Raw genomic sequence first — 13,192 nt, 5'->3', positions numbered from 1 at the left:
GCGCGGGCGCCCAGCGCGGTGGCGAGCTGGGCGACGATGCGGGCGTTGTCGACGCCGGTGGCGACGTTCGTGATAGTGGAAGTTTCAGACATCTCTATACGACGGCAAAAAGGGAAAACGAGGGGCGGATTGTGCCATAAGCCGTTATTACGGAACGTGGCGCAAGGGACTGATCCGTCCCTCTGCCAGGGGCGTTGCGGCAGGCCGCAAGCAGGAAAACGGCGCGTCAGCGGGTATCATTTGGGGCCCTACATTAGGCTGCTGTAATGCTGGACCTGGACATATCCGAATTCTTTGACGAGGACGGGCCGCTGGCCACGGCCTTGCCCGGCTACAAGCCGCGTCCATCGCAAGTGGAACTGTCGCAGGCCATCGGCCAGGCCATCCAGGACCGCGCCACGCTGGTGGCCGAAGCCGGCACCGGCATCGGCAAGACCTGGGCCTATCTTGTACCCGCCTTCATCCAGGGCGGCAAGGTGCTCATTTCCACCGGCACGCGCACCCTGCAGGATCAGCTTTTCGCCCGCGATCTGCCGCGCGTGCGCGCCGCCCTGGCCGCGCCTGTCACGGCCGCGCTGCTCAAGGGCCGCGGCAACTACGTGTGCCACTACCATCTCGAACGCCTGCAGGGCGACGAGCGCGCCCTGAAGTCCCGCTCCGAAATCCAGCAGCTGCGCCAGATCCAGGTGTTCGCGGGCATCTCCAAAACGGGCGACCGCGGCGACCTGGCGCAGGTGCCGGAAGACGCCGACATCTGGCAACGCGTCACGTCCACGCGCGAAAACTGCCTGGGCCAGGAATGCCCGCGCATCCGCGACTGCTTCGTCGTCAAGGCACGCCGTCAGGCCCAGGAAGCCGACGTCGTCGTCGTCAATCACGCGCTCTTCATGGCAGACCTGATGCTGCGCGAAGAAGGCGTCACCGACCTGCTGCCTGAAGCCGACACGGTCATCTTCGACGAAGCCCATCAACTGCCCGACACCGCCACGCGCTTTCTGGGCAACAGCGTGTCCACGCACCAACTGATGGACTTTGGCCGCGCGCTGGAAGTCGCGGGGCTCGCCTATGCGCGCGAAGCCGCCAAATGGAGCGACGTCAGCCGTCACCTGGAAACCGCCGCGCGCGAATTGCGGCTGGTCTGTGCACCGCTGGACAAGATGCCGGGCCGCAAGGCCACGTTCGAGGCCATCCCCAACCCCGAAGAATTCGACGAAGCGCTCTTGTCGCTGCGTGAATCCGTGGACAGCGCCACCAAGGCGCTAGGCGCGGTCGCCGAAAAACATCCCGACCTGCTCGCGGCCGCGCGCATGGGCGCGGAGATTTCGGTCAAGCTCAAGCGCTGGGCAACGCCCGGCCGCAGCAGCGGCGCGCACGACGACGAGGGCTGGGGCCGCGACGATCAGGCCCCCGTGCAAAGCCCGTTGGGCGACGGTCCGTCCACGCCCGCGGCGTTGCTCGAAGGCGCCGCGCTGGCCGAACAATGGACGGGGCCGGCCGTGCGCTGGGTCGAGCACGGCCTGCATCACGTGCGGCTGCATTCGGCGCCGCTGTCCGTGGCGCAGGCGTTCTCCAAGTTCCGCAAGCCCGGCCAGGCCTGGATCATGACCTCGGCGACGCTGTCGATAAACGGCGAATTCACGCACTTCACCAGCCAGCTGGGCCTGGATACCGCGCGCACCGGCAAATGGGAGTCTCCATTCGACTACCCCGAACAGGCGCTGCTGTTCGTGCCGCGCGGCATGCCAGAGCCCCAATCGCCGCAGTTCCTGGATCGCTTCGTTCAGACATTGCTGCCGCTACTGGAGGCCAGCCCCGGCGGCACCCTGGTGCTCTGTACGACGCTGCGCGCCGTGGACAAGGTCGCCAATCTGCTGGCCGATGCCTTTGACGACGCGGGACATGACTGGCCGCTGCTCAAGCAGGGCGAGGGCACTCGCCGCGATCTGCTCGATCGCTTCTGCAAGCTCAAGCATCCGGTGCTGGTGGGCAGCGCCAGCTTCTGGGAAGGCATCGACCTGCCGGGCGATGTGCTGACGCTGGTGGCGATCGACAAGCTGCCCTTCGCGCCGCCCGACGATCCGGTCATCGAGGCCCGCCTGCGTGCCTGCCGTGCGCAAGGCGGCAATCCATTTGCGGAGTACCAGCTGCCGGAAGCCGCCATCTCGCTCAAGCAGGGCGCCGGCCGGCTGATCCGCACCGAATCCGATTGGGGCGTGCTGATGGTGGGCGACGCGCGGCTCGTGGAAAAACCGTACGGCAAGCGTCTTTGGCGCGGCCTGCCGCCGTTTGCGCGCACGCGCGAGCTGGAAGAGGTGCTGGCCTTCTACCGGCGCAAGCGCGGACCGGACGACGCTTAACACGGCACATCGCGCGCCCAGCAGACGAAAAAAAGCCCTTCAGAAATCTGAAGGGCTTTTTGTTTCCCATGCGGGCGGAATCAGTTGAAGGGATTCCACCAGCTCTTGTCGGCCTTCAGGCCCTGGGTCCGGAACGCGCTGTTCGGAAAGTTCTTGTCGTAGACGCGCTGGGCGTCGTTCTTCAGGTCGGTCATGTTCAGTTTGTCGTACGACTGAACCATCAGGTAGAGCGCCTCTTCGGTGGCGGGGGCGCCCTCGAAGTCGGTGATGACGGTCTGCGCGCGGTTGGCGGCGGCCACGTAGGCGCCGCGCTCGTAGTAATAGCGGGCGACGTGGACTTCGTTCATGGCAATGGTGTTGACCAGCCACGCCACGCGCTTTTCAGCGTCGACGCTGTACTTGCTTTCCGGGAAGCGCTTGATCAGCTCGGTGAAGGCGTCATAGGACGCGCGCAGACCCTTGGGGTCGCGCTCGGCCGGATCCTGGCCGGTGAGGTTGCTCATGAAGGCGCTGGCCGGCGTGAAGTTGATCAGGCCCTTCAGGTAGAGCGCGTAATCGGTGCCGGGGTGGTTGGGGTAGAGCTGCTGGAAGCGGTCGATGGCAGCGAGCGCCTGTTCGTTTTCGCCGTCTTTCCAGTTGACGTAGGCCAGCTCCAGCAGCGCCTGTTGCGCGTAGACGCCGAACGGGTAGCGGCTTTCGATGGCGGTCAGGCGCTCGCGCGCTTCTTTCCAGCCGCCCGACGCCATTTCAGCCTTGGCGTCCGCGTAGAGTTGTTCTGCGCTCCAGTTGGTGGTCTTGTCGAACTTGCTGTCCGCCCCGCTGCAACCGGCGATGACAAGGACGGTGAAAAGCGCGATAACCACGCGCAAAACCGACCCGCTGCGGGATGCGGGGTTCGAGGGAGCTGCAGGGTGGTGAATCACGAGAATCGTATCCTTGGTGTTAGCATGGCAGGCTGATTATATGATTTGTCTCCATGTCTGATACAGCCGCCCGCGCAGATCTTGTTTCCGACGACAGCGCCGACGAAAATCTCGACGAATCCGGCCGCCCCGAGCCACAACTTGTAACCGTGCCGTCCGCCACGCGCGCCGACCGGCTCGACAAGGTTCTGGCGGGTCTCTTGCCCGACCATTCCCGCAATCGCCTGCAAGGCTGGATCGAATCCGGCAACGTCCTGGTCAACGGGTCGCCGGGCAAGATCCGGCAGACGGTCGGCCCCGGCGACGAACTCACCATCTGGGCGCAGCCCGCGCCCGATGCGCAGGCATTCACGCCCGAGCCCGTCGAGTTCGGCGTGGTTGCCGAAAGCCCCGACTGGATCGTCGTCAACAAGCCGGCGGGCCTGGTCACCCACCCGGGCGCCGGCAACTGGAGCGGCACGCTGCTCAATGGCTTGCTGCATCGCTACCCGGAACTGGCGCAGGTTGCCCGCGCCGGCATCGTGCACCGGCTGGACAAGGACACCTCCGGCCTGATGGTCGTCGCCCGCAACGACATCGCCCAGACCCATCTCGTGCGCCAGCTTCAGGCGCGCAGCATGGGCCGCGAATACGTGGCCCTGGCGCACGGCTGGGTGGCCGCCGCGGGCAAGGTCGACCGCGCCATCGGCCGCGATCCGCGCGTGCCGGTGCGCATGAGCGTCGAGCGGCCCGTCGCGCCCAAGCCGGCCATCACCAATTACGCGCCGGCCCGCCGCGGCTCCGTGGACCCCGGTGGCCGCGTCACCGAAGTGGTGTGCCGCCTGGAAACCGGGCGCACCCACCAGATCCGCGTGCACATGGCCAGCCTGGGGCATCCGCTGCTGGCCGACACGATCTACGGCGGCAAGAATATCGCCGGAGCGCAGCGCCAGATGCTGCACGCCCGTGCGCTGCATTTCGACGATCCCGGAGGCAAGGGCGACGTCCAGTTCGACGCGCCGGTGCCTGCCGACATGGCGCAGGTCCAGGAGAGCATCGCATGGAACGTCTGATCGCAGGCCTGCCCGTCGTGACGGGACCCGACTGGCATGGCGTCGGCTACTTCTGCACGACCCGCGCCGGTGGCGTCGGCGTGGCGCCGCATGACACCCTCAATCTTGGCCTGCGGGCCGAGGACAACCCCGAGGCCGTGGCCGAGAACCGGCGCCGCGTACGCGCGGCGGTCCCCGCCGAGCCCCTGTGGCTGCGCCAGGTGCATGGCAGCGAGGTCGTGGACGCGGACGCGTCCGATGTGCCCGCCGAGCCTGCAGTGGATGCCAGCGTCACGGCGCAGCCCGGGCGCGTCCTGGCCATCATGGTGGCCGATTGCCTGCCGGTGGTCATCGCCGACGCCGAGGGCAAGGTGCTGGGCACGGCGCACGCCGGCTGGCGCGGCTTGTCGGGCGGGGTGCTGGAGCACACGCTGGACGCCATGCGCGCCAAGGCGCCTCACGCGACCGGATGGCGTGCGTGGGTTGGGCCCGGCATCGGTCCGGAGCAGTTCGAGGTGGGTCAGGACGTGCTCGACGCCTTTACCGCGGACGATCCGGCGACGGCGCGCTTTTTCACGGCGCGTTCCGGCACCGCCGGCAAGTGGCTGGCTGACCTCGCCGGATTGGCTGATTTCCGGTTGCGGCGCGCCGGGGTACAAGAGGTGTCCCTCAGCGGGGAATGCACGGTGACGCGCAAGGAACGGTACTTTTCGTACCGCCGCGACGGCGTGACGGGACGCATGGCAATGCTGGCCTGGCTGCACCCGGTTTGACGCTGCGCAAAGGCCGGCGCCGGCCTTGCGTCCCGCGGTAGCAGCCTCCTTGTATACCCGCATTGACAGCCCTGAACCCGGAATGCAACATCAATCGCGAAGTCTCGATAACAAGGTGTCGAAGTGAATGCCAATCTCTCCGCAGGTCCCATTCCGGTGAGCGTGGCACCGGAAGTCCTGGCTGACATCCAGGCAGAGTTCGCGCGCGAATGGCAACGCCTTTGCGACGATGCCCAGCGCGGCATGCTGGCGCCGCCGTCCGATCGCCGGTTCTCGGGTGATGCCTGGGCGGCGAACGCGTCGCACCTGTTGCTGGCGCATACCTATCTGCTGTCCGCCCGCGCCATGCAGCGCATGGTCGATGCCGCGCAGGTCAGCGAGCCCATGCGAGACCGCCTTCGATTCTCGATCATGCAGTGGGTAGACGCGCTGTCGCCGTCCAACTTCCTGGCGCTGAATCCCGACGCGCAGCAGTCCATCGTCGAAAGCGCGGGCCGCGCGCTGAACGAAGGCCTGGCGAACCTGTTGGGCGACGTGCAGAAGGGCCGCATCACGCAGACCGACGAGTCCCAATTCGAGATCGGCCGCAACGTGGCCACGACTCCCGGCGACGTGGTGTTCGAGAACCCGCTGTTCCAGCTCATCCAGTACGCGCCGTCGACCGGCACCGTGCACGAACGGCCGCTGGTCATCGTGCCGCCGAACATCAACAAGTTCTACATCCTGGATCTGCAACCCGAGAACTCGTTCGTGCGTCACGCGGTCGGGCAGGGCTACACGGTCTTCCTGATTTCCTGGCGCAATCCGGTTGCCGCCGATACCGATGGCGTCGACCGCGCCACCTGGTCCGACTACCTTGACGACGCGGTGCTGCAGGCGCTGCGCGTGGCCAGCGACATCACGAAGCAACCGCAGGTCAATGCATTGGGCTTCTGCGTGGGCGGCACGATGCTGGGCGCGGCGCTGGCGCTGGCCGAAGCGCGCGGCGAGCATCCCGTAGCCGCGCTGACGCTGCTCACCTCGATGCTCGATTTTCACGATACCGGCGTCTTGAACGTCTTTGTCGACGAGACTCACGCGCTCATGCGCGACCATCAACTGGGCAACGGCGGCCTGATGCCGGGCCGCGATCTGGCCACCACGTTCTCGTTCCTGCGCCCCAATGAGCTGGTCTGGAACTACGTGGTCGGCAATTACCTCAAGGGACAAAAGCCCCCGGCCTTTGACCTGCTGTTCTGGAACGGCGACAGCACCAATCTGCCTGGGCCTTTCTTTTCCTGGTACTTCCGCAATACCTACCTGGAGAACAATCTCAAGGTGCCGGGCCGCGCGCAGGCCGCCGGCTTGCCGCTGGACCTGACGCGGCTGCGCATGCCGGCCTATATCTTCGGTTCGCGCGAAGACCATATCGTGCCCTGGGTGTCGGCCTATGCGTCCACGCAGGTACTGCGCGGACCGCAGCGTTTCGTGCTGGGCGCCTCCGGCCACATCGCGGGCGTGGTGAATCCGCCCGCCAAGAAGCGCCGCAGCTATTGGGTGGCCGATGCGCTGGAACAGGAAAGCCAGCCGTTGCCCGGCGACCCCAACACGTGGTTCGCGCAGGCCGTGGAACACCCCGGAAGCTGGTGGCCCGACTGGACCGGCTGGCTGGCTGGCCATTCAGGCAAAGAGGTCAAGGCGAGGACAAAGACAGGCAATGCCAAGTACCGGCCGATCGAGCCGGCCCCTGGCAGATATGTAAAGGTCCGGGCGGCCTGATACCGCGCATTGCGGTCCGATCGCCGGCAGGAAGATGTTTAATCAACGAGGCGTCCGTCGCACACAGGAGGAAGTCCAATGAGCGGAAAACTGGCTTACGTAACAGGCGGGATGGGCGGGATCGGCACCTCTATTTGCCAGCGCTTGGCCAAGGATGGCTTTCGCGTGGTGGCAGGTTGCGGCCCCAGCCGCAACTACCAGCAATGGCTGGATGAGCAGGCCGCGCAGGGTTTCACGTTCTACGCGTCGGTTGGAAACGTGTCCGATTGGGACTCCACCGTTGCCGCATTCGAAAGGGTTACGGCAGACCTCGGGCCGGTGGACGTGCTGGTCAACAACGCGGGCATCACGCGTGACGGGCTGTTCCGCAAGATGACCGCCGACGATTGGCGCGCGGTCATCGATACCAACCTGAACAGCTTGTTCAATGTGACCAAGCAGGTCATCGACGGCATGGTCGAGCGCCAGTGGGGGCGCATCATCAACATCAGTTCGGTCAACGGCCAGAAAGGGCAGTTCGGCCAGACCAACTACTCCACGGCAAAGGCCGGCATCCACGGATTCACGATGGCGCTGGCGCAGGAAGTGGCCAGCAAGGGCGTGACCGTCAACACGATTTCGCCGGGCTACATCGGCACCGACATGGTCCGTGCCATCAGGCCGGACGTGCTGGAGAAGATCGTCGCCACGATTCCGGTGCGCCGCCTGGGCACACCTGAGGAAATCGCGTCCATGACATCATGGCTGGCGTCCGATGAATCCGGCTTTTCGACCGGCGCGGATTTCTCGCTGAACGGCGGCCTGCACATGGGTTGACGTGACGTGGGCCGCCCCGCGGCGGCCCACTCGCGCTGTACGGCTTCGGGCATAGGGCCGTACAGCATTACACTCACATTATTCGAAGCCTAAAGAGATCGCCCGATCCGGGGACAACCATGACGCAAGCACAAACCGGCGCCAGCCTGCGCCTGATTAAAAAATACCCCAACCGTCGCTTATACGACACCCGGACCAGCACCTACATCACCCTGGCAGATGTCAAGCAACTGGTCCTGGCGAATGAGGAATTCCAGGTCGTCGACGCCAAGAGCGGCGAAGACCTGACGCGCAGCATCCTCCTGCAGATCATTCTTGAAGAGGAGAGCGGCGGCATGCCCATGTTCTCTTCGAACATGCTGTCGCAGATCATCCGTTTCTACGGCCACGCCATGCAAGGCATCATGGGCTCGTACCTGGAAAAGAACATCCAGGCGTTCATGGAGATCCAGCAGCGCATGGCCGAGCAGTCCAAGGGCCTGTACGGCAGCCAGTTCGGACCGGAAGCCTGGACCCAGTTCATGAATGTGCAGACGCCGATGCTGCAGAACATGATGAACAACTACATCGACCAGAGCAAAAACCTGTTCGTGCAGATGCAGGACCAGATGCAGGATCAGACGCGCGCCATGTTCTCGACCTTCCCGTTCACGCCGGGCAGCACCCCGGGCGCGGGCCGCAAGTAAATACCGCCGGACGCAGGGCCGCTACGGTCCGCGTCAATGCAAAAAAGCCGTCTTGGTGCATGCCAAGGCGGCTTTTTGACGATTGAGCCAACGCAATGATCTGGCACTTTTAGTGCGGCCAGGTTCAGGGTTGTGTCAGCAAAATCCACTAAATTAATGAAAACGGTTCTTGTTTGTGTTTTGAGAGCCGCTATTTTCATTTGTGTCTCAAGGATTATGCACATGATCAAGAAAGCCTTGGCGCTGGCCATTGTCGCGTTGAGCGTATCCGCCGCCCATGCGGCCGAGTACCCCATCGGCAAGCCTGTCGAGAAAGGTGGCATGGAAATCGGCGCCGTGTACCTGCAGCCGATCGAAATGGACCCGCCCGGCATGATGCGTCCGGCCAAGGATTCCGACGTGCACCTTGAGGCAGACATCCACGCCACGGCCGGCAACAAGACCGGTTTCCCGGAAGGCGAGTGGGTGCCGTACTTGGTCGTGAATTACGAGATCCAGAAGGTCGGCAGCCAGAACGTGCAGAAGGGCACGTTCATGCCGATGGTCGCCAACGACGGCCCGCACTACGGCGAAAACGTGAAGCTCGAAGGCCCGGGCAAATACAAGCTCAAGTACACGATCCTGCCGCCGACCGCGAACAAGATGAGCCACTTCGGCCGCCACGTCGACAAGGAAACGGGCGTGGGCGAATGGTTCGAACCGTTCGACCTGGAGTATGAATTCGTCTACGCCGGCACCGGCAAGAAGGGCGGGTACTGATCGTGCGCCGCCTGCTTCGCGTTCTTGCCGCAATGCTGATCGGCCTGGCCGGCGCGGCGGGCATGGCGCCCGCGCAGGCGGACGAACTGCCCACGTTCACCTTGCGGTTCAAGCCGGACGGCACGTTCGAACCGGCCACGCTGGAAGTGCCGGCGGGCCGTTTCAAGATTGAACTCATCAACGAGAGCAACGAGCCGGTGGAATTCGAAAGCATTCCGCTGCGCAAGGAAAAAGTCCTGGGGCCGGGGGTGAAGTCCTTCGTGGTCATCACCATTTCGCGTCCCGGCGAGTATCCCTTTTTTGACGACTTTCACCAGAGCGTGAAAGGCACCTTGGTCGTCAAGCCCAAGGAATAACGCGGCACCAAAGCATGGAACAGGTACTTTTCATCGTCTGGCGCGAAAGCGTCGAAGCACTGCTCGTGGTGGGCATCCTGTACACGTGGCTGCGCGCCACGCCGGAAGGCAAGCGCGGGCTGCCGTACCTGTGGGGCGGCGTGGCGGCGGGCCTGGCCCTGGCCGTGGCGCTGGCGCTGGTGCTGCTGGGCGTGTCGTCCTGGCTCAGCGATGAAGGCCAGGAATGGTTCCAGGCCATCATGTCGCTGGCCGCGTGCGCGCTGGTGGTGCAGATGGTCGTGTGGATGAAGAAGCACGGCCGCACGCTCAAGGGCGAACTCGAAAGCGGGGCGCGCGCCTCCGTCGCAAGCGACAACTGGTGGGGCCTGCTCGTGCTGGTCGCCATCGCCGTCGCCCGCGAAGGCAGCGAGACCGTCGTGTTTCTGTACGGCACGGTTTCGGCGGGCGAGGGCGGCAGCGACATGCTGATGCTGGCCGTCGCTGGCGTGGCCGGTTTTGCGGTGGCGCTGCTGACGTTCTGGCTGCTGCAGTTGGGCGGCAAGCTCATTACGTGGCGCCGCTTCTTCTTCGTGACCGAAATCCTGTTGCTGCTTCTGGCCGGCTCGCTGCTGGTGGGCGGCCTGGATCACCTGATTTCCCTGGATGTCCTGCCGACCATCGTGGACCCGGTCTGGGACAGCTCCTGGCTGCTGAGCGACAGCACGGGCGTTGGCAAGGTGCTGGCCGACTTCGCGGGGTACCGCGCACTGCCCGCGCTGTCCTCGCTGCTGTTGTGGGTGGCTTACTGGCTCATCGTCTGGGCGCTGCTGCGCTGGGCGGGCGGACGGCCCGCGCCCGTGGCCGCAGCCCGTGGAGCATCCTGATTCCGGTGTTTTCTCCGGACTGAATTTCTTAAGGTTTGACCATGGCTGCTGCACTCGGGAGGGCAACCTCCCGCATCGCCGACTTCCTCCGTGACCATGCCCCGCTGTTGCGCAAGCTGCAGTGGGGCATTGTCGCGTTGTACGCGTTCCTCCTCATCGTGCCCGTGCTGCTGCCGCTGCCCGACAACGCGGCGTCGGTGTTCAACAACCTGACCGTCGTGGCGCAGTTCGCGTTCTGGGGCGTGTGGTGGCCGTTCGTCCTGATCTCGATGCCGATCCTGGGACGCGCGTGGTGCGGCTGGCTTTGCCCGGAAGGCATGCTGACCGAATGGGCCAGCGAGCGCGGGCAGGGCCGTGCCATTCCGAAGTGGATGCGCTGGGGCGGCTGGCCGTTCGTGGCCTTCGCGCTGACCACGATCTACGGCCAGCTCGTCAGCGTCTATCAATATCCGCTCGCCGTGCTGGCGGTGCTGGGCGGGTCCACCGTGGCGGCCATGATCGTCGGTTGGCGCTACGGGCGCAGCAAGCGCGTGTGGTGCAAGTATCTGTGCCCGGTCAATGGCGTGTTCAACCTGCTGGCCAAGCTGGCGCCCTGGCACTTCAAGGTCGACGAGGAAAAGTGGCGGCATCCCGTCATCCGCATCGAACCCATCAACTGTGCGCCGCTGGTGCCGCTGCGCCACATGAAGGGCGCTGGCGACTGCCACGTCTGTGGACGGTGCAGTGGCTATCGCGGCGCCATTGCACTGACACCCCGCTCGCCCGAAGAAGAGATCGTGCACGTGGCCGACGGCGATCCGTGGCAGACGGCGTTGCTGTGCTTCGGTCTGATGGGTATTGCGATCGGCGCGTTCCTCTGGAGCGCCAGCCCGTGGTTCGTGACGGCCAAGCAGTGGGCCGCGACCTGGCTGGTCGAGCACGACATCCTGTGGCCGCTGATGGACAACGCGCCGTGGTTCATCCTGACCCACTACCCCGACGTGAATGACAGCTTCTCGTGGCTGGACGGCGCCGGCATTTTGCTCTTTGTCGTCGGCGCCACGGTATGCGTGGGCGGCGCAACGTTCCTGTCGCTGTGGATCGCCGACCGCATTGCGCCTGCCGCACCCGTGCCGCCGGCGCCCTTGAATTCTCATGCTGCCCATGCACCGGTATCGCGCTGGGGGCGGGCCGGCCTGCACAAGCTGGCGCAGGCGCTGATTCCGTCGGCCGGTATCGGCGTGTTCCTGGGCCTGTCCGCCACCACCATCACGCTGCTCAAGCATGAAGGCGTGCAGGCGGCCTGGGCGACGCCGGTCCGGTTCACGCTGCTGACGCTGGCGGTGTTGTGGACGCTGCGTCTTTACGCGCGACTGCTGAATGCGCGTCCGGTCGGCATGGCGCGCAAGGTTGGCGCGGGTCTCGTGCTGGCCGCGGGCCTCGCGCCGTTCTGCATTGCCTGGGTGCTGTTCTTCGCGGTCTGGTAAGCGTCCGCCCGGACGCTGCGATACAGTTGGGGACTGCGCCGGCGCCGCCGGCAAATTCCCTGACTGCTTTTTGCCATGACTTCCTACGCGTTCCGGCTTCTCAACGTATTTGCGTCTTCCACGTTCAGCGGCAATCAGCTCTGCGTGTTTGAAGATGCCCGCGGCATGGACGACGCCACCATGCTCAATCTCGCGGCGCAATTCAATCTGTCCGAAACCACGTTCATCCTGCCCTCCGAGCGGGCCGCCGCGCGTGTGCGCGTCTTCACGCCTGGGTTTGAAATGAAGTTTGCCGGGCATCCCGCCATTGGCACCGCGCAGGTCGTGCGCGACCTGCGGCAAACCGGCGACGCGTTGACGCTGGAATTTCAGGCCGGCGTCGTGCCTTTGTCCGCCAGCGGCGACGCGTGGACCTTCACCGCACCGTGTCCCGGCGGGGTGCGCACCGCCGCGCCCAAGTTGGACCCCGCCGGCATCGCCGGGCTGGTGGGTCTGGGCGAAAGCGACCTGCTGGCCGACCCGATCTGGGTCGACACCGGCGCGGACCAACTGCTTGTGCCGCTCGCCAGTGTGGACGCAGTGCGCCGGGCCAAGCCGGACGCGTCGCTGCTCGGCCGCTGGCAGACCAGCAGCCTCGAGCGCAAGTCGCTGTATCTGTTTGCGTTTGACGAAGGCAATGTCCAGGCGGGCCGGCAGGTCGTCGTGGCTCGCTACTTCTATGCCACGCCGGGCGGTGCGATCAACGAGGATCCGGGCACCGGTTCGGCCTGCGCCAACCTGGGCGGCTGGCTGCTGCATCGCAAGGCTGCACTGCCGGCCAGCGTGCTGGTCGAGCAGGGCGATCAGACCGGCCGGCCGTGCCGCCTGCAACTGGATGTCTCGACCGACGGCCGCATCCAGGTGGGCGGACGCGCGCTCGAAATCGGCCGCGGCGCCGTCACGCTGTAGCGGGAAGCCGCTACCCCAAAGCGTGCATGCGAAATGGCCGCACGTGAAAACGGCGCCTGTGCTAAACACAGGCGCCGTTTTCAAATCAGGCGTCGATTGATTCGATGCCGTGATTACTTGCGGTTCTTGGCCGGATCAACCTTGATGTTGTTCTTGACCTGCTTCACGCCTTCGACGCCACGGGCGACCTTGGCGGCGTGATCCGCTTCGGCAGCGGTGCCCACGGTGCCGGTCAGCGTGGCTTCGCCGTTGTTGGTTTCGACGGCGATTTCCAGGGCGCTCAGCTGCTTGTCGGCAACAAAGGCGGCCTTGACCTTGGTGGTCACGGTGGCGTCGGACGCGTATTCACCCACGGACTGTTTCGGCTTGCCGTCATCGGCGGCAAAAGCCATGGAAGTGAAGACAGCGCCCGTACCCAGTGCGGCGGCGGCGATCAGCTTACGAATTTCCATAGTA

At 65.1% G+C, this 13,192-nt stretch carries 13 protein-coding genes; 11 read left to right on the top strand and 2 right to left on the bottom strand.

The genetic code is table 11. The features are described 5' to 3' along the window. Positions 1-266: 266 nt before the first annotated feature. Positions 267-2,357: a DNA repair helicase YoaA gene (gene yoaA, locus AC6LJW_RS24795; RefSeq protein WP_056567766.1), complete on the top strand. Its 2,091-nt coding sequence runs from the start codon at positions 267-269 to the stop codon at positions 2,355-2,357. 80 nt (positions 2,358-2,437) lie between these two features. Here the strand turns inward: yoaA and AC6LJW_RS24790 are convergent, their stop codons facing one another. Then, positions 2,438-3,226, bottom strand: coding sequence for an outer membrane protein assembly factor BamD (locus AC6LJW_RS24790; RefSeq protein ID WP_056567764.1), 789 nt, complete (start codon positions 3,224-3,226; stop codon positions 2,438-2,440). 107 nt (positions 3,227-3,333) lie between these two features. Here AC6LJW_RS24790 and AC6LJW_RS24785 point away from each other — a divergent pair, with 107 nt between their 5' ends. The 10 genes from AC6LJW_RS24785 to AC6LJW_RS24740 all read left to right on the top strand — a co-directional run bounded on the left by AC6LJW_RS24785 (position 3,334) and on the right by AC6LJW_RS24740 (position 12,736). Next, the gene (locus AC6LJW_RS24785) at positions 3,334-4,332 is read left to right on the top strand and encodes an RluA family pseudouridine synthase (RefSeq protein ID WP_056567762.1); all 999 of its coding nucleotides are present in this window, start codon (positions 3,334-3,336) and stop codon (positions 4,330-4,332) included. Then, positions 4,320-5,084: a peptidoglycan editing factor PgeF gene (gene pgeF / locus AC6LJW_RS24780; RefSeq protein WP_498088499.1), complete on the top strand. Its 765-nt coding sequence runs from the start codon at positions 4,320-4,322 to the stop codon at positions 5,082-5,084. The genes AC6LJW_RS24785 and pgeF overlap by 13 nt, the downstream gene beginning before the upstream one ends. A gap of 123 nt (positions 5,085-5,207) precedes the next feature. After that, positions 5,208-6,842, top strand: coding sequence for a PHA/PHB synthase family protein (locus AC6LJW_RS24775; RefSeq protein WP_498088498.1), 1,635 nt, complete (start codon positions 5,208-5,210; stop codon positions 6,840-6,842). Positions 6,843-6,920: 78 nt separating this feature from the next. Further along, positions 6,921-7,658 carry a 3-ketoacyl-ACP reductase gene (locus AC6LJW_RS24770; protein WP_056567753.1) on the top strand — a complete coding sequence of 246 codons (738 nt, stop codon included), beginning with the start codon at positions 6,921-6,923 and terminating at the stop codon, positions 7,656-7,658. A gap of 119 nt (positions 7,659-7,777) precedes the next feature. Beyond that, complete coding sequence (gene phaR / locus AC6LJW_RS24765) at positions 7,778-8,344, top strand: polyhydroxyalkanoate synthesis repressor PhaR (RefSeq protein ID WP_056567750.1); 567 nt, start codon at positions 7,778-7,780, stop codon at positions 8,342-8,344. A 222-nt stretch (positions 8,345-8,566) separates the two neighbouring features. Continuing rightward, entirely contained in the window at positions 8,567-9,103 is a 537-nt protein-coding gene (locus tag AC6LJW_RS24760; RefSeq protein ID WP_056569437.1) for an iron transporter, read from the top strand. 32 nt (positions 9,104-9,135) lie between these two features. Continuing rightward, positions 9,136-9,459, top strand: coding sequence for a cupredoxin domain-containing protein (locus AC6LJW_RS24755; RefSeq protein WP_056569434.1), 324 nt, complete (start codon positions 9,136-9,138; stop codon positions 9,457-9,459). Between the two features lie 14 nt (positions 9,460-9,473). Continuing rightward, a complete protein-coding gene (locus AC6LJW_RS24750) occupies positions 9,474-10,322 on the top strand; it encodes an FTR1 family iron permease (RefSeq protein WP_056567746.1) in 849 nt (282 codons plus the stop codon). Positions 10,323-10,363: 41 nt separating this feature from the next. Then, positions 10,364-11,788, top strand: a complete 1,425-nt coding sequence (locus tag AC6LJW_RS24745; protein WP_056567743.1) for a 4Fe-4S binding protein — start codon at positions 10,364-10,366, stop codon at positions 11,786-11,788. 75 nt (positions 11,789-11,863) lie between these two features. Then, positions 11,864-12,736: a PhzF family phenazine biosynthesis protein gene (locus AC6LJW_RS24740; RefSeq protein WP_427987157.1), complete on the top strand. Its 873-nt coding sequence runs from the start codon at positions 11,864-11,866 to the stop codon at positions 12,734-12,736. Positions 12,737-12,849: 113 nt separating this feature from the next. On the opposite strand, the gene AC6LJW_RS24735 is transcribed toward AC6LJW_RS24740, so the two are convergent. After that, positions 12,850-13,188 (bottom strand): BON domain-containing protein, encoded by a 339-nt coding sequence (locus tag AC6LJW_RS24735; protein ID WP_056567736.1) that lies wholly within the window; start codon positions 13,186-13,188, stop codon positions 12,850-12,852. Positions 13,189-13,192 lie beyond the last annotated feature (4 nt).

Source organism: Achromobacter sp. 1012554356, from assembly GCF_059760815.1.
Note: the sequence above shows the minus strand (reverse complement) of the source record. Positions and strands in the feature narration are given on the sequence as shown.

Bases quoted from the DNA above. Each gene is read 5' to 3' on its own strand.
- AC6LJW_RS24735 (WP_056567736.1), bottom strand. From the start codon at position 13,188: ATGGAAATTCGTAAGCTGATCGCCGCCGCCGCACTGGGTACGGGCGCT.
- AC6LJW_RS24755 (WP_056569434.1), top strand. From the start codon at position 9,136: ATGCTGATCGGCCTGGCCGGCGCGGCGGGCATGGCGCCCGCGCAGGCG.
- AC6LJW_RS24785 (WP_056567762.1), top strand. From the start codon at position 3,334: ATGTCTGATACAGCCGCCCGCGCAGATCTTGTTTCCGACGACAGCGCC.
- AC6LJW_RS24740 (WP_427987157.1), top strand. From the start codon at position 11,864: ATGACTTCCTACGCGTTCCGGCTTCTCAACGTATTTGCGTCTTCCACG.
- AC6LJW_RS24750 (WP_056567746.1), top strand. From the start codon at position 9,474: ATGGAACAGGTACTTTTCATCGTCTGGCGCGAAAGCGTCGAAGCACTG.
- phaR (WP_056567750.1), top strand. From the start codon at position 7,778: ATGACGCAAGCACAAACCGGCGCCAGCCTGCGCCTGATTAAAAAATAC.
- pgeF (WP_498088499.1), top strand. From the start codon at position 4,320: ATGGAACGTCTGATCGCAGGCCTGCCCGTCGTGACGGGACCCGACTGG.
- AC6LJW_RS24760 (WP_056569437.1), top strand. From the start codon at position 8,567: ATGATCAAGAAAGCCTTGGCGCTGGCCATTGTCGCGTTGAGCGTATCC.
- AC6LJW_RS24745 (WP_056567743.1), top strand. From the start codon at position 10,364: ATGGCTGCTGCACTCGGGAGGGCAACCTCCCGCATCGCCGACTTCCTC.
- yoaA (WP_056567766.1), top strand. From the start codon at position 267: ATGCTGGACCTGGACATATCCGAATTCTTTGACGAGGACGGGCCGCTG.
- AC6LJW_RS24770 (WP_056567753.1), top strand. From the start codon at position 6,921: ATGAGCGGAAAACTGGCTTACGTAACAGGCGGGATGGGCGGGATCGGC.